This window comes from uncultured Sphingomonas sp. (genome assembly GCF_934560975.1).
Taxonomy (GTDB): domain Bacteria; phylum Pseudomonadota; class Alphaproteobacteria; order Sphingomonadales; family Sphingomonadaceae; genus Sphingomonas_I.
In genome coordinates this window covers 26,038-38,820 of record NZ_CAKTFO010000011.1, presented here as the reverse complement: position 1 = coordinate 38,820, position 12,783 = coordinate 26,038, and the positions used below count along the sequence as shown (strand labels likewise).

Below are 12,783 nucleotides of genomic sequence, written 5' to 3'. Positions count from 1 at the left end.
CGGCGCGCCTTAGGCGTGAGGGGTGGTCCCGTCCAGCTTCCGCCCGAAACCGACGAACAGATAGATGAGCGGCGGCACCAGCACCGCCGACAGCGTGACCTTTGCCAGCATCTGGCCCACCAGCAATTCGCCGATCGGGAACACCCCCCAGAAGGCGATGGTGACGAACAGCAATGTGTCGATCACCTGCGACGTTGCGCTGGCGACGGCTGCGCGCAGCCACAGCAGGCGGCTGCCCTCGTGTCCTTTCAGCCGGCTGAAGATGAACACGTTCAGCGTCTGCGATACGCCATATGCGACGATGCCGCCCAGCCAGATGCGGGGCGTGGCACCCATCATCAGGGTGAAGGCGCCGATCCGCGCCGGCTCCATGCTCGCGGAGGCGGGCAGGGCCAGTACCAGCAGGGAGAGCAGCAGCGACACGATCAGCGGCACGAACCCGATCTGCACCAGCCGCGTGGCGATGGCGCGGCCGTGCAGCTCCGCCACCGCACTGGACGTCACCACCAGCAGCAGAAAGGCGAAGATGCCCGCTTCCACCGCCAGCGGCCCCAACGCCACCTGCTTGTTGCCGAGCACGCCGGCGATGCACACCATGCCCCCGTAGAAGATTGCAAAGGCAAACAGCGACTTGGGCAGACCGGGTGCAGGCTTATCCATGCGGGCTGTGCCTAGCGGGATCGATGCCGCCTGTCCTTTCAAAAAAATACCGGCCGGAAAGCGCAGGCCGGAAAGCAGGGAAGTGGCGCCCTCAGCGCGTCGGCACCGGCTCCGCACCGGAATAATCGTAGAAGCCGCGCCTGGTCTTGCGGCCCAACCAGCCGGCTTCGACATATTTGACCAGTAGCGGCGCAGGGCGGAACTTGGGATCGCCCGTGCCCTCATGCAGCACGCGCGCAATTTCCAGGCAGGTGTCGAGGCCGATGAAGTCGGCCAAAGTCAGCGGACCCATCGGATGGTTGAGACCCAGGCTGACCGCCGCGTCGATGTCGCGCACGGTGGCGACGCCTTCGCCCAGCGCAAAGATCGCCTCGTTCAGCATCGGCAGCAGCACGCGATTGACGATGAAGCCCGGCGCATCGTTGGCGTGGACCACCGTCTTGCCCAGGCTTTGCGCGAACGCCTCCACCCGCGCGACCGTGTCGTCGGCGGTGGCAAGGCCGCGGATCAGTTCGATCGGCTTCATCACCGGCACGGGGTTGAAGAAGTGGACGCCCATGAAGCGCGCCGGATCGGGTGCCGCCTGCGCCAGCCGCGTGATCGGGATGGAGGACGTGTTGGTGGCGAGGATGGCCTGGGCGGACAGCACCTTGCCGAGGCTGGCGAAGATGGCGCGCTTGATCTCCTCCCGCTCGGTTGCGGCTTCGATGGCGATGGTGGCCTGGCCAAAGGCGGCATGGTCGCCCTGCGGCTCGATCCGGGCAAGCGCGGCGTCGGCATCGGCCTGCTCGATCTGCGCCTTTTCGACGGCCCGGGCGAGGCGCTTGGCGATGCCGGCCTTGCCCTTTTCCGCGACGTCCAGGCTCACGTCGCCCAGCAGCACGCGATAGCCGGATTGCGCCGCGACCTGGGCGATGCCTGCCCCCATTTGGCCTGCGCCGATGACGCCGATCGTGTTCATGCCTGCCCTTTCATGCGCGACTTTGCGGTGGGGGAACGCTAGCGAGGATATGCGTCGGAGGTCAAAGGGTCAGGGGGCGCTCGGCTCCGGCCGCGCCTCCGCCAGGATCAGCGAGAACATGCCATCCGCGTCCGACCATTCGCGCAGTGGGGTCCAGCCGCCTGCCGCGAGCAACTGGCGGGCGCTGCGCGGGCTGTATTTATGGCTGTTCTCGGTGTGGATCGTCTCCCCGGCAGCCAACGCGAACGAACGGCCGGCGATCGTGAACGACAAGGCCCGGTTCGCCACCAGATGCATCTCGATCCGCGACCAGGTTTCGTTCCACACCGCGCGATGCGAGAAGCCTTCGACCGGAATGTCCGCCCCAAGCTCGCGATTGATGCGGTGGAGCAGGTTGAGGTTGAACGCCGCCGTGACGCCGGCCGCATCGTCATAGGCGCGGATCAGGACGTCAGGATCCTTGACCCGGTCCATCCCGATCAGCAGGGTCGATCCGATGCCCAGCGTCGCGATCATGTCGCGCAGCAGGTTCACGCCCGATCGCGGCACGAGATTGCCGATGGTGGAGCCCGGAAAGAAACCCAGCTTCGGCAGCGTCTTGACCGCCAAGGGCAGCGTGACGGGCTGCATGAAGTTCGCCTCCACCGGCAACACGGCCAAACCGGGGAACTTTTCGGCCAGGCCGGCGGCGGAGTCGCGAAGGAAATCGCCCGAAATGTCGATCGGCACATATGCGGCGGCCGACACGCAGGACAGCAAACGCGGCGTCTTGAGCGAGGAGCCGGAGCCGAACTCCACCACCGCGCGCCCCGCGCCGACGATCCGGCCGACCTCCTCGCACCGTTCGGAGAGCAACGCCGTCTCCACCCGGGTGGGGTAGTATTCGGGCAGGCGGGTAATGTCCTCGAACAGCTCCGACCCGCGCCGGTCGTAGAACCAGCGTGCGGGAATGGCTTTGCGCTCCTGGGCAAGGCCGGCGAGCACATCGACCAGAAAGGCGGGGTCTGCACCCTCCGCAACGCCCGCTCCGGCATCCTCCAGGCGCAGCATCACAGATCCCTTGCCAGGCGTACGCCGGTAAATTGCCAGCGTTGCCAGGGGTAGAAGAAGTTGCGGTAGCTGGCCCGCGAATGGCCGCGCGGGGTGGCGCAGCTGGCACCCTTCAGCACCGCCTGCCCGCTCATGAACTTGCCATTATATTCGCCGACCGCGCCCTCCGCCGGGCGAAAGCCGGGATAGGGCAGGTAGGCGCTGCCGGTCCATTCCCACACGTCCCCGAACATCTGCCCGGGCGAGGTCGAGCGCGATACGGCGCGTGGGCGGACCGGGCCAGCCGTGTCGAGCTGTGTGCCGGCGGCAGGGTCCAGCGCCTCGGCGGCATGTTCCCATTCCGCCTCGGTCGGCAGGCGCGCGCCCGCCCAGCGGGCATAGGCATCCGCCTCGTAGAAGGAGATATGGGTGACGGGGGCGGCGGGATGGAGCGGGTGGAGCCCGTCCAGCGCGAAGGCACGCCATGCGCCGTCCGCGCCCGCGCGCCAGTAGAGCGGCGCCGCCACCGCCTCACGCTTGACCCACGCCCAGCCGTCGGACAGCCACAATTCGGGTCGACGATAGCCGTCGTCGGCCATGAAGGCCTGCCATTCGGCATTCGTGACGCAGCGATCCGCCAGCGCATGGGGGTGGAGCAAGGTGCGATGGCGCGGTTCTTCGCAATCGAAGGCGAATTCCGCGCCGCCATGACCGATCTCGACAAGGCCGGCGCGACCCTCCGTCCACCCGATCGGCGTGATCGCGGCCGGCATGTCGCGTGGGTGATCCCAGATGGCGGGGTCGAGCGGATTGGCGGCCATCGCCGCCAGCATGTCGGTCAGCATCAATTCCTGATGCTGCTGCTCGTGATGGATGCCGAGGGTGACCAGATCCTGCGCGGCGGACGACAGGCCGGGCAGCGCGTGCGCCACCTGTTCGTCCACCGCCGTGCGCCAGGCGCGGATTTCCTCCAGGCTCGGCCGCGACAGCATGCCGCGCCGGTCGCGGGCGTGTCGCGCACCTTCCGCATCGTAATAGCTGTTGAACAGAAAGGCGTAGCGCGCGTCATGCGGGTGGTGGCCCGGCACATGATCGCGCAGCACGAAAGTCTCGAAGAACCATGTGGTATGCGCCAGATGCCACTTGGCGGGCGAGGCGTCGGGATGCGGCTGGATCGTGGCGTCGGCGTCGGACAAAGGCGCGGCAAGGGCCACCGACAGGTCGCGCGTGCGGCGATACGCTTCGACCAGGGCGGACGGACCCTGCATTTGTTCCGCGCGCGCGGCCATGTTGAAATCCCCCTTTGCCCGCCGCTTCCAACCTGTGTGCCGCAGGAAAGTTCCGCCTACGTTCCTATTCGCGGGTCGCGCCGGGGCGCCACAGCACGTCGCCGCCGGCGGTGGCATTCGCCAGCCGCGCAAGCACGAACAGATGGTCCGACAGGCGGTTGACGTAGGCCAAAGCCTGCGGATTGACGGGCATGGCTGCCGCCGCCGCGACCATGCTCCGTTCGGCCCGGCGGGCGATGGCACGGGCAAGGTGGAGGTGCGCGGCCGCCGCCAGCCCGCCCGGCAGGATGAAGGAAGAAAGGGGGGCGAGTCCCTCGTTCATGCGGTCGATCTCCTGCTCCAGCCGGGTCACCTGCGAGGCGGTGATGCGGAGCACGGAGAGGGAGGGCGTGAAGTCGTCGCCGGGCGTGGCGATATCAGCGCCGAGATCGAACAATTCGTTCTGGATGCGGGCGAGCATCTCCTGCTCCGGCCCTTGTTCCAGCGCGGCGATGGCCACGCCGAGCGCGCTGTTGGTTTCGTCCACGTCGCCGATCGCGGCGATGCGCGCATCCGCCTTGCCGATGCGGGAGCCGTCGGCCAAACCGGTGTCGCCCTGGTCGCCCGTGCGGGTGTAGATGCGGGTCAGCTTGACCATCAGTGCGTCCCTCCACGCGAGAGCAGGAGCAGGATGATGACGAACACCACCGCCGCGCCTTGAAATTGGATGCGGCGCCACATCATGCGATTCTGGCGCAGGCCGGACCGGCTGACCCCGCTTCCGGTCAGATCCTCGCGGCTGGTGCGCGCCATGATGATCACGCCGCGCACGACCGAGACCAGCGCGCCGATCGCCGCCAGGATGATCAGGACGAACAGAAAGGTCTGCATGGGCCTGTTCTAGACCTCCGCCGTGCCGACGCCAACGGGAAGTTGCCCCGCCCGCAACGCCGCCAGCAGGGCAGCCGGATCCGCTCCCTCCGCCCGCAGATCGGCCAGCGGGCGTGCCCCGTTGCGCTTGGCGAGGCGCTTGCCATCCGCGCCGGTCAGCAGGCCGTGATGGTGGTAAAGCGGCGTGGGGAGGCCGAGCAAGGCCTGGAGCAGGCGGTGGATGTGCGTCGCCTCGAACAGGTCGGTGCCGCGCACCACGTCCGTCACGCCCTGCGCGGCATCGTCCACCGTCACCGACAGGTGGTAGGATGTGGGCGTCTCCTTGCGCGCCAGCACCACGTCGCCCTGGGCCAGTGGTTCGGCCCGGATCCATCCTTTCTGGTCGTCATGCCAGGTGAGCGGCCCGGTCCGCGCCACGGCCCTCGCCACGTCCAGTCGCCAGCAATGCGGTTCGGCCAGACGGGTCGCTCGCGCTTCGTCCGGCAGGGCGCGGCATGTGCCGGGATACAATGACCCCTCCGGTCCGTGTGGCGCGCTGGCGCTGGCGGCGGCGATCTCCGCCCGGGTACAGAAGCAGGGATAGACCAGGCCCATCGCCTTCAACTGACCGAGTGCCGCGGCATAGGTGATCATGCGGCGCGACTGACGCATCACCGGCCCGTCCCAGTGCAGGCCGAGCCAGCGCAGGTCCTCCTCAATCCCGGCCACGAACGCCTCCCGGCTGCGCGTGCCGTCAATATCCTCGATCCGCAGCAGGAAGCGCCCGCCGGCGTCCCGCGCCAGGTCGTGCGCGCGCACCGCCGAAAAGGCATGGCCCAGGTGCAATCGACCGGTCGGACTGGGGGCGAAACGCGACACGATCTCCATTCCGCGACTGCCTTTCGTTCGATCATTAATAACGGCTATTGACCGCGAGTCGTCGTAATGGTGTCATGCTCCCGTCACGCCGCTCTGGCACGCGGCAGGACGACGGAGACGCGGCGGCCAGGCCTCGCGCTCCCGAGTGCGACGGGACCGAGGCGACCCCCAGGCCGGGGCGCTCCGCTTTGCGGAGGGGCTTGGTCGTCCATGTATCATCCCGATCTTATTCGCCACCCGGACAATTGTCCGGCGCTGGTGCTGAATGCCGATTACACACCTTTGTCCTATTACCCGCTGTCGATCTGGCCATGGCAGACCGCGATCAAGGCGGTGTTCCTGGAACGGGTCGACATCGTCTCCCATTACGAGCGCGAGGTGCACAGCCCGACGCAGAGCCTGAAGCTGCCGTCGGTGATCGCGCTGCGCCAATATGTGCGGCCCTCGGCCTATCCGGCGTTCACCCGTTTCAACCTGTTCCTGCGCGACCGTTTCTGCTGCCAATATTGCGGCTGCACCAGCGAGCTGACCTTCGACCATGTCATCCCGCGCGCCCAAGGGGGGCGCACGACGTGGGAGAATGTGTCCACCGCCTGCGCACCCTGCAACCTGCGCAAGGGCGGCCGCACGCCCCGCCAGGCCAGCATGGCGCTGGCGGAGGCGCCCTATCGCCCGACCAGCTGGCAGTTGCAGGAACATGGCCGCAGCTTCCCGCCCAACCATCTTCACGACAGCTGGCGCGACTGGCTCTATTGGGACATCGAGCTGGAAGCTTGAGCGATAGTCGCCTTGTGACTACATGTGGTCACAAGGGAGATCGGCCATGGAATTGTCGGTGCGCGAAGCGAAAGCCCGCTTCTCGGAGGCCGCGGAAGCGGCGCTGCGGGGCGAGCGTGTAGTCGTGACGCGCCATGGCGCACCGTTTGTGGAGCTGGTTCGCCCCCAAACGTCCGGCGGTTTCGACTTCGCGCGGGCACACCGCGTCAGCGCAGAAATGGGCCTCACCGGGCAGAGCGCCGAGGATCTTTGGCCGCCCGAGTTTGATGATCCGGCGTTCAGCCGCAAGGTGCTTGGCCTCGAATGAGGCTGTTGCTGGACACCCATTTCCTCGTCTGGCTTGCCGGCGGAGGAGCAACGTTGCTGTCCCGCCGGGAGCAGGCGGCCATTGAAGATGCCGAAGCGATCGCGGTTTCGGCCGTGTCCTTGTGGGAGTTGCGGATCAAGTGGGACCGACGCACGGCGACGGGCGCGCGCAAGGGGCCGATGGACCCACAACTGATACTGGCGTGGTTGAACAATAACGACCTGTCGATCATCGATCTCACGGCAGAGCTCGCCGTCGCCACGCTCGATCCGCCGCTTGCCCATAGCGACCCGTTCGACGAACTGCTGCTTACCCAGGCGCAGCAAGCCGGCTATCACCTGTTGACCCGCGACGCGAAGCTGGCGTCGCATCCTTTTGCGGTGGTGGCCGAATGACGACTTTCCAATGGGACGATCCGGTGCTGCTGGAGGACCAGCTGAGCGACGAGGAAAGGATGATCCGCGACACCGCGCGCGGTTATGCGCAGGAGCGGCTCGCGCCCCGCATCCGCGAGGCCTATGCGCGCGAGCAGACCGATCGCGCGATCTTCGACGAAATGGGCGAACTCGGCCTGCTCGGCCTGACCCTGCCGGAGGAGCATGGCGGGGCGGGCGCTTCCTATGTCGGCTACGGCTTGGTCGCGCGCGAGATCGAGCGGGTCGATTCCGGCTATCGCTCGATGATGAGCGTGCAGTCCAGCTTGGTGATGTTCCCGATCCACGCTTACGGCTCGGATGCGCAGCGGACACGCTGGCTGCCGGCGCTGGCATGCGGCGAAAAGGTCGGCTGTTTCGGCCTGACCGAGCCGGAGGCGGGGTCGGACCCCGGCGGGATGCGCACCCGTGCCGAGAAGATCGACGGTGGCTATCGCCTGACCGGCGAGAAGACTTGGATCACCAATTCACCGATCGCCGACATCTTCGTCGTCTGGGCCAAGTCCGACGCGCATGACGGCAAGATCTGCGGCTTCGTGCTGGAAAAGGGCATGAAGGGCCTGTCCGCGCCCAAGATCGAGGGCAAATTGTCGCTCCGCGCTTCCGTAACCGGCGGGATCGTGATGCAGGGGGTGGAGGTGTCCGACGATCACCTGCTGCCCGATGCGCAGGGTCTGTCAGGTCCGTTCGGCTGCCTCAATCGCGCGCGCTACGGCATCGCCTGGGGCGTGATGGGCGCGGCGGAGGATTGCTGGCACCGGGCGCGCGCCTACACGCTCGACCGCCGCCAGTTCGGACGCCCGCTTGCGCAGACGCAGCTCGTCCAGAAGAAGCTGGCGGACATGCAGACGGAGATCACGCTTGGCCTGCAGGCGGCGCTCCGCGTCGGGCGGCTGTTTGACGAAGGCCGGGTCGCGCCGGAGATGATCAGCCTGATCAAGCGCAACAATTGCGGCAAGGCGCTCGACATCGCCCGCGTCGCGCGCGACATGCACGGCGGCAACGGCATCACCGAGGAATATCACGTCATTCGCCACGCGCAGAACCTCGAAACGGTGAACACCTACGAGGGCACGCACGACATCCACGCGCTGATCCTCGGCCGCGCACAGACGGGATTGCAGGCTTTCCAATGACCGAAGACCCCATCGCCCTGTTCGACGCCTGGCTGACGGAAGCCGAGGCGTCCGAACCGAATGATCCCAATGCGATGGCGCTTGCGACCGTGGCCGCGGACGGGCAGCCTTCGGTGCGCATGGTGCTGCTGAAGGGGCATGATGAACGGGGCTTCGTGTTCTACACCAACCTCAACAGCCGCAAGGCGCGCGAGGTGATCGACGGGCACAAGGCCGGGCTGCTGTTCCATTGGAAGACGCTGCGCCGCCAGGTGCGGGTCGAAGGCGATGTGCAGGGCGTGTCGCTGGACGAGGCCGACGCCTATTTCGCCAGCCGCGCGCGGGATTCGCAGCTGGGCGCATGGGCATCCGACCAGTCGCAACCGCTGGCCGCGCGCGAGATCTTCGAGGGCCGCTTTGACGAAATGAAGGCCCGCTTCGACGGAGGCGACGTGCCGCGTCCGCCGCACTGGTCCGGCTTTCGCGTGGTGCCCGAGCGGATCGAGTTCTGGCGCGACCGCGCGCATCGCCTGCACGAGCGGCGATTGTTCACGCGCACCGATGGCGGCTGGACCGAAGGATTGCTCTACCCATGACGCGCCTGCCCTTCTTCCAGGTCGATGCCTTTGCCGACCGGCCGTTCACCGGCAATCCCGCGGCGGTGATGCCGCTCGGCGCATGGCTGCCCGACGACGTGTTGCAGGCGATCGCGGCGGAGAACAACCTGTCCGAAACTGCCTTCACCGTGCCGGCCGAGGGCGATGCGGATTATGAACTGCGCTGGTTCACGCCGGTCAACGAAGCGGTGATGTGCGGCCATGCGACGCTGGCGAGCGGCCATGCCTTGCTGAAGGCCGGCGATCACCGCATCCGTTTCCGCACCCGCCGCGCGGGCGTGCTGGAGGTGGCGCGGGATGGGGAAGGCTATGCCCTGTCGCTGCCCGCCTGGGCACCGCACCCGCGTCCCTTGCCGCATATCGTCGCCGCGCTGGGGATCGATCCGGGCGATGTGGTCGAGACGCTGTGGCACCAGCATGATTATGGCGTGGTGGTGCTGAGCGACGAAGCGGCGGTGCGCGCCTGCCGTCCGGACTTCGCGCAACTGGCGACGGCTGGCGACTGGCTGACGATCGTGACGGCGCAGGGCGAGACGGCCGAGATCGTCAGCCGCGCCTTCGCGCCGGGCGCGGGCATCGACGAGGATCCGGTGACGGGTTCCGCCCATGCCGTGATCGGGCCTTATTGGGCGGAGAAGCTCGGCCGAACCCGGTTCGAAGCTTACCAGGCCTCGGCGCGCGGTGGGCACCTGACCTGTTCGGTCGAGGGCGATCGCGTCGTGCTGCGCGGATCGTGCGTGACCGTGATCGAAGGCATATTCATCCCGCAGGGCTGACCATTGCGGCGGGGGATGGATAGCGTCCGGCCGGTTGCGGTCGGCTCCGCTTCGTGGCCTTAGGCCGCCTCCAACTCCGCCGCGACCGTCTGTTCGATCCAGCCGCCGCCCAGCATCCGGTCGCCGTCGTACAGCACCGCCGCCTGGCCGGGCGCGACGCCATATTCGGGCGTGAGGAAGCGGACGCTCTCCCCGTCGAAGCGCGCCGGCACGGGCTTGGCCAGCGAGCGGACCTTTACCGTCAGCGGGTGGTCCTGCGCCTCGCCCAGCCAGTTGACGTCGTCCAGCCGCGCCGCCTGCACCGCCAGCGCGGCGCGGGGGCCGACCACCAGCCGCCGCTCGGCCGCGTCGATCCGCACCACGTAGAGCGGCTCGGGCGCGCCGCCGATCTCGATCCCGCGCCGCTGGCCGACGGTGAAGCCGGTGATCCCGCGATGCTGGCCGATCACGCGCCCTGACAGGTCGACGATGTCGCCGGGGGCAGCCGCATCCGGCCGCAACTTGCGGACCAGCCCGGCATAATCGCCGTCGGGCACGAAGCAGATGTCCTGGCTGTCGGGCTTGGCGGCCACCACCAGGCCCTGCTCCGCCGCGATCCGCCGCACCCGCTCCTTGGGCATGCCGCCCAGCGGGAAACGGAGGAAATCGAGCTGGTCGCGGGTGGTGGCGAACAGGAAATAGCTCTGGTCGCGCGCCGGATCGTGCGCCCGGTGCAGTTCCGCTCCGTGCGGTCCCACCACTCGCCGCACATAATGGCCGGTGGCCAGGCAGTCCGCGCCCAGATCGCGTGCCAGCCGGAACAGGTCGGTGAACTTCACCCCCTGGTTGCAACGGACGCAGGGGATCGGCGTGCGGCCGGCGACGTAATCGTCGGCGAAGCGGTCGATCACGCTTTCCCGGAACGCGCTTTCATAATCGAATACATAATGGGCGATGCCCAGCCGGTCGGCCACCGCGCGCGCATCGGCGATGTCCTTGCCCGCGCAGCAGCTGCCGGCACGGCCCACCGCCGCGCCATGGTCGTAGAGCTGGAGCGTGACGCCGATCGTCTCCGCCCCGCTGGCGGCGGCAAGCGCGGCGACGACCGAACTGTCCACGCCCCCCGACATGGCGACGACGATGCGGCGACCGGCAAGGTCGCCCAACTGGAACAGGTCTGCGGTCATGCCCGCACCTTAGCCGATCGTGGCGCGGTCCTAAAGATCATGCGGTTGCGCTCGTGAACGGGATGGTAACCGAAACGAACGTAGTGGCGGCCTCGTGAAGATCGACTTGAACTGGCGCGGGGAGGATCCCGCCAAATCGGACTATGCCATGCTGCGCGCGAGCATCGCGGCGGCGCAGGCCAGCACGCCCACCGCGTCCGCCAGCGAACGCGCCAAGGGCCGCTCCGAAGCATCGGAAGCACTGACCTGCCTGTTCGGCGATGCCGATCTGGTGGACCAGGCCCGGCTGCATGGCAGCTTCAACCCGGCGCAGGCGCATGATGCGGACGGGGATGCGTGAAAGTGACCAGCATCTTTACCTTGGCATTTGAGGCTTCCTTCAATGCCACCCTCTATCCCGGCGCAATGAGGGGGACCGGTGCCCGCTATGGGCGAGCGCGAGGATGAGAATGATCGAAAACCAGAAGATTCGGCCGGCGCAAGTCGTTGGGCCGCTTGGGGAACCATTGACGCTGGACTCGCTGCCGCCGCCGGGTACGACCCGCTGGGTCGTGCGGCGCAAGGCGGAGGTGGTTGCGGCAGTGGCCGGGGGGCTGCTGACCTTTGACGAGGTGTGCGAACGCTACAGCATCAGCCTGGAGGAGTTCGCCTGCTGGAAGCGCGCGGTGGAACGATCGGGCATGCCCGGTCTGCGCGTCACCCGCATCCAGCATTACAAGTCGCTGTACGAACGCCAGCAGAAGTATTGAGCCGGTGCGCCCCTGTTGCGCGCCGACCGGAACAACATCGTTGTCGGTGCGTATCAACGTCCGATCGCCGCTATGCAGACAGCGGTGTAACAGGAGGACGGAAATGGGACTCATTCTCTGGCTGATTATCGGCGGCGTCGTGGGCTGGCTGGCCAGCATCATCATGCGCACCGACGCGCAGCAGGGCATTCTTCTGAATGTCGTGGTGGGCATCATCGGCGCGTTCATCGGCGGCCTGATCTTCTCGGGCGGCACGATCAACAATTCGGGCCTGTCGGTTTACACGTTCCTGACGTCGCTGGTGGGTGCGATCATCCTGCTCGCGATCGTCAATCTCTTCCGTCGCGGCAGCGTCCGCTAAGACGGACGGGTTCGTCACGCAGAAAGGGCCGTCCCGGCTTTCCGGGGCGGCCCTTTTCGCATGGGGTTCAGCCGAGTTCGAACGTGACGTTCAGCGTGACGGACAATTCCTGCTCGCCCGCCTCGATCGGTGTCGCTTCCGCCTTGCGCATCGCGCTCATCGCCAGCGGCCGAACGGGCGGCCCTGCCTGCTCGCTTTCGGCAATGCGCACGATCCGCCGCACGGACAGGCCGGCGCCCTTTGCATACAGCTCCGCCCGCGCCCGCGCCGTAGCCAGCGCCTTGCCGCACGCCTCGTCCAGCGCGGTTTCCGGCTTGTCGATCGTCAGGTTGGGCCCGTCGATCTGGTTGGCGCCGGCCGCCACCAGAGCATCGATCACCGCACCGGTGCGAGCGACGTCGCGCAGCGTCACCGACACCCGATTGCTCGCCTGATAGCCGGTCAGCACCGGCGGCTGGTTCTCGCCATAGCGATATTGCGGCTGCAGGCTGATCGACTGAGTCTGGATGTCGCGCGCGGGGATGCCCGCCGCCTTCAGCGCGGCGACCGTCGCGGTCATGCGCTGGGCGTTGGCGGACAGCGCCGCATCGGCCTTGCCCGCCTGCGTCACCACGCCCGCGCCGACCACGGCCATGTCGGGCACGCGGGTGGCGGTGCCTTCCGCCGATAGCTCCAGCAGGGTGCCGGCAATCGGCGTGGTGTTGATCTCGGCCGCATAAGCAGGAGCGGCAACGGCAATCAGGGCAATGGGCAGCAGCGATTTCATGAAGTACCTCCTGTTTGATAGACGGAGACATCGGCGAAATGCCCTGCA

At 67.4% G+C, this 12,783-nt stretch carries 18 protein-coding genes; 9 read left to right on the top strand and 9 right to left on the bottom strand.

Annotation, left to right across the window (positions count from 1 at the left end; all coding sequences use genetic code 11):
• Positions 1 to 9: 9 nt before the first annotated feature.
• The 7 genes from Q0D93_RS08955 to gluQRS all read right to left on the bottom strand — a co-directional run bounded on the left by Q0D93_RS08955 (position 10) and on the right by gluQRS (position 5,676).
• A complete protein-coding gene (locus Q0D93_RS08955) occupies positions 10 to 660 on the bottom strand; it encodes a queuosine precursor transporter (protein WP_294393076.1) in 651 nt (216 codons plus the stop codon).
• Between the two features lie 91 nt (positions 661 to 751).
• Positions 752 to 1,621, bottom strand: coding sequence for a 3-hydroxyacyl-CoA dehydrogenase NAD-binding domain-containing protein (locus Q0D93_RS08950; RefSeq protein WP_294393074.1), 870 nt, complete (start codon positions 1,619 to 1,621; stop codon positions 752 to 754).
• A 69-nt stretch (positions 1,622 to 1,690) separates the two neighbouring features.
• A complete protein-coding gene (gene egtD, locus Q0D93_RS08945; protein ID WP_294393072.1) occupies positions 1,691 to 2,671 on the bottom strand; it encodes an L-histidine N(alpha)-methyltransferase in 981 nt (326 codons plus the stop codon).
• Positions 2,671 to 3,918 (bottom strand): ergothioneine biosynthesis protein EgtB, encoded by a 1,248-nt coding sequence (gene egtB / locus Q0D93_RS08940; protein WP_294393163.1) that lies wholly within the window; start codon positions 3,916 to 3,918, stop codon positions 2,671 to 2,673. Before egtB ends, egtD begins: the two co-directional genes overlap by 1 nt.
• An 85-nt stretch (positions 3,919 to 4,003) precedes the next feature.
• Positions 4,004 to 4,576 carry a cob(I)yrinic acid a,c-diamide adenosyltransferase gene (locus Q0D93_RS08935; RefSeq protein ID WP_294393070.1) on the bottom strand — a complete coding sequence of 191 codons (573 nt, stop codon included), beginning with the start codon at positions 4,574 to 4,576 and terminating at the stop codon, positions 4,004 to 4,006.
• Positions 4,576 to 4,809, bottom strand: a complete 234-nt coding sequence (locus Q0D93_RS08930) for an HIG1 domain-containing protein (RefSeq protein WP_294393068.1) — start codon at positions 4,807 to 4,809, stop codon at positions 4,576 to 4,578. Before Q0D93_RS08930 ends, Q0D93_RS08935 begins: the two co-directional genes overlap by 1 nt.
• Positions 4,810 to 4,818: 9 nt before the next feature.
• Complete coding sequence (gene gluQRS / locus Q0D93_RS08925) at positions 4,819 to 5,676, bottom strand: tRNA glutamyl-Q(34) synthetase GluQRS (RefSeq protein WP_294393067.1); 858 nt, start codon at positions 5,674 to 5,676, stop codon at positions 4,819 to 4,821.
• Positions 5,677 to 5,877: 201 nt separating this feature from the next.
• Between gluQRS and Q0D93_RS08920 the strand changes: the two genes are divergently transcribed.
• The 6 genes from Q0D93_RS08920 to Q0D93_RS08895 are packed head-to-tail and all read left to right on the top strand — an operon-like array spanning position 5,878 to position 9,693.
• Entirely contained in the window at positions 5,878 to 6,444 is a 567-nt protein-coding gene (locus Q0D93_RS08920) for an HNH endonuclease (protein ID WP_294393066.1), read from the top strand.
• Between the two features lie 46 nt (positions 6,445 to 6,490).
• Positions 6,491 to 6,751 carry a type II toxin-antitoxin system prevent-host-death family antitoxin gene (locus tag Q0D93_RS08915; RefSeq protein WP_294393064.1) on the top strand — a complete coding sequence of 87 codons (261 nt, stop codon included), beginning with the start codon at positions 6,491 to 6,493 and terminating at the stop codon, positions 6,749 to 6,751.
• A 5-nt stretch (positions 6,752 to 6,756) separates the two neighbouring features.
• A complete protein-coding gene (locus tag Q0D93_RS08910) occupies positions 6,757 to 7,146 on the top strand; it encodes a PIN domain-containing protein (protein ID WP_294393062.1) in 390 nt (129 codons plus the stop codon).
• Positions 7,143 to 8,321, top strand: coding sequence for an acyl-CoA dehydrogenase (locus Q0D93_RS08905; RefSeq protein WP_294393061.1), 1,179 nt, complete (start codon positions 7,143 to 7,145; stop codon positions 8,319 to 8,321). Before Q0D93_RS08910 ends, Q0D93_RS08905 begins: the two co-directional genes overlap by 4 nt.
• Positions 8,318 to 8,896 carry a pyridoxamine 5'-phosphate oxidase gene (gene pdxH / locus Q0D93_RS08900; protein ID WP_294393059.1) on the top strand — a complete coding sequence of 193 codons (579 nt, stop codon included), beginning with the start codon at positions 8,318 to 8,320 and terminating at the stop codon, positions 8,894 to 8,896. Before Q0D93_RS08905 ends, pdxH begins: the two co-directional genes overlap by 4 nt.
• Positions 8,893 to 9,693 (top strand): PhzF family phenazine biosynthesis protein, encoded by an 801-nt coding sequence (locus Q0D93_RS08895; protein WP_294393057.1) that lies wholly within the window; start codon positions 8,893 to 8,895, stop codon positions 9,691 to 9,693. The genes pdxH and Q0D93_RS08895 overlap by 4 nt, the downstream gene beginning before the upstream one ends.
• A gap of 59 nt (positions 9,694 to 9,752) precedes the next feature.
• Here the strand turns inward: Q0D93_RS08895 and mnmA are convergent, their stop codons facing one another.
• Positions 9,753 to 10,859, bottom strand: coding sequence for a tRNA 2-thiouridine(34) synthase MnmA (gene mnmA / locus Q0D93_RS08890; protein WP_294393055.1), 1,107 nt, complete (start codon positions 10,857 to 10,859; stop codon positions 9,753 to 9,755).
• A 94-nt stretch (positions 10,860 to 10,953) separates the two neighbouring features.
• Between mnmA and Q0D93_RS08885 the strand changes: the two genes are divergently transcribed.
• The 3 genes from Q0D93_RS08885 to Q0D93_RS08875 all read left to right on the top strand — a co-directional run bounded on the left by Q0D93_RS08885 (position 10,954) and on the right by Q0D93_RS08875 (position 11,969).
• A complete protein-coding gene (locus Q0D93_RS08885; RefSeq protein ID WP_294393053.1) occupies positions 10,954 to 11,199 on the top strand; it encodes a hypothetical protein in 246 nt (81 codons plus the stop codon).
• Between the two features lie 109 nt (positions 11,200 to 11,308).
• Positions 11,309 to 11,608, top strand: a complete 300-nt coding sequence (locus tag Q0D93_RS08880) for a DUF1153 domain-containing protein (protein WP_294393052.1) — start codon at positions 11,309 to 11,311, stop codon at positions 11,606 to 11,608.
• Between the two features lie 103 nt (positions 11,609 to 11,711).
• A complete protein-coding gene (locus Q0D93_RS08875; RefSeq protein ID WP_294393050.1) occupies positions 11,712 to 11,969 on the top strand; it encodes a GlsB/YeaQ/YmgE family stress response membrane protein in 258 nt (85 codons plus the stop codon).
• 67 nt (positions 11,970 to 12,036) lie between these two features.
• Here Q0D93_RS08875 and Q0D93_RS08870 read toward each other — a convergent pair whose 3' ends face one another.
• Entirely contained in the window at positions 12,037 to 12,735 is a 699-nt protein-coding gene (locus Q0D93_RS08870; RefSeq protein ID WP_294393048.1) for an SIMPL domain-containing protein, read from the bottom strand.
• Positions 12,736 to 12,783 lie beyond the last annotated feature (48 nt).

Excerpts from the sequence above, each read along its gene's own strand:
- Q0D93_RS08955 (WP_294393076.1), bottom strand. The coding sequence starts at position 660 with ATGGATAAGCCTGCACCCGGTCTGCCCAAGTCGCTGTTTGCCTTTGCA.
- Q0D93_RS08950 (WP_294393074.1), bottom strand. The coding sequence starts at position 1,621 with ATGAACACGATCGGCGTCATCGGCGCAGGCCAAATGGGGGCAGGCATC.
- egtD (WP_294393072.1), bottom strand. The coding sequence starts at position 2,671 with ATGCTGCGCCTGGAGGATGCCGGAGCGGGCGTTGCGGAGGGTGCAGAC.
- egtB (WP_294393163.1), bottom strand. The coding sequence starts at position 3,918 with ATGCAGGGTCCGTCCGCCCTGGTCGAAGCGTATCGCCGCACGCGCGAC.
- Q0D93_RS08935 (WP_294393070.1), bottom strand. The coding sequence starts at position 4,576 with ATGGTCAAGCTGACCCGCATCTACACCCGCACGGGCGACCAGGGCGAC.
- Q0D93_RS08930 (WP_294393068.1), bottom strand. The coding sequence starts at position 4,809 with ATGCAGACCTTTCTGTTCGTCCTGATCATCCTGGCGGCGATCGGCGCG.
- gluQRS (WP_294393067.1), bottom strand. The coding sequence starts at position 5,676 with ATGGAGATCGTGTCGCGTTTCGCCCCCAGTCCGACCGGTCGATTGCAC.
- Q0D93_RS08920 (WP_294393066.1), top strand. The coding sequence starts at position 5,878 with ATGTATCATCCCGATCTTATTCGCCACCCGGACAATTGTCCGGCGCTG.
- Q0D93_RS08915 (WP_294393064.1), top strand. The coding sequence starts at position 6,491 with ATGGAATTGTCGGTGCGCGAAGCGAAAGCCCGCTTCTCGGAGGCCGCG.
- Q0D93_RS08905 (WP_294393061.1), top strand. The coding sequence starts at position 7,143 with ATGACGACTTTCCAATGGGACGATCCGGTGCTGCTGGAGGACCAGCTG.
- pdxH (WP_294393059.1), top strand. The coding sequence starts at position 8,318 with ATGACCGAAGACCCCATCGCCCTGTTCGACGCCTGGCTGACGGAAGCC.
- Q0D93_RS08895 (WP_294393057.1), top strand. The coding sequence starts at position 8,893 with ATGACGCGCCTGCCCTTCTTCCAGGTCGATGCCTTTGCCGACCGGCCG.
- mnmA (WP_294393055.1), bottom strand. The coding sequence starts at position 10,859 with ATGACCGCAGACCTGTTCCAGTTGGGCGACCTTGCCGGTCGCCGCATC.
- Q0D93_RS08880 (WP_294393052.1), top strand. The coding sequence starts at position 11,309 with ATGATCGAAAACCAGAAGATTCGGCCGGCGCAAGTCGTTGGGCCGCTT.
- Q0D93_RS08875 (WP_294393050.1), top strand. The coding sequence starts at position 11,712 with ATGGGACTCATTCTCTGGCTGATTATCGGCGGCGTCGTGGGCTGGCTG.
- Q0D93_RS08870 (WP_294393048.1), bottom strand. The coding sequence starts at position 12,735 with ATGAAATCGCTGCTGCCCATTGCCCTGATTGCCGTTGCCGCTCCTGCT.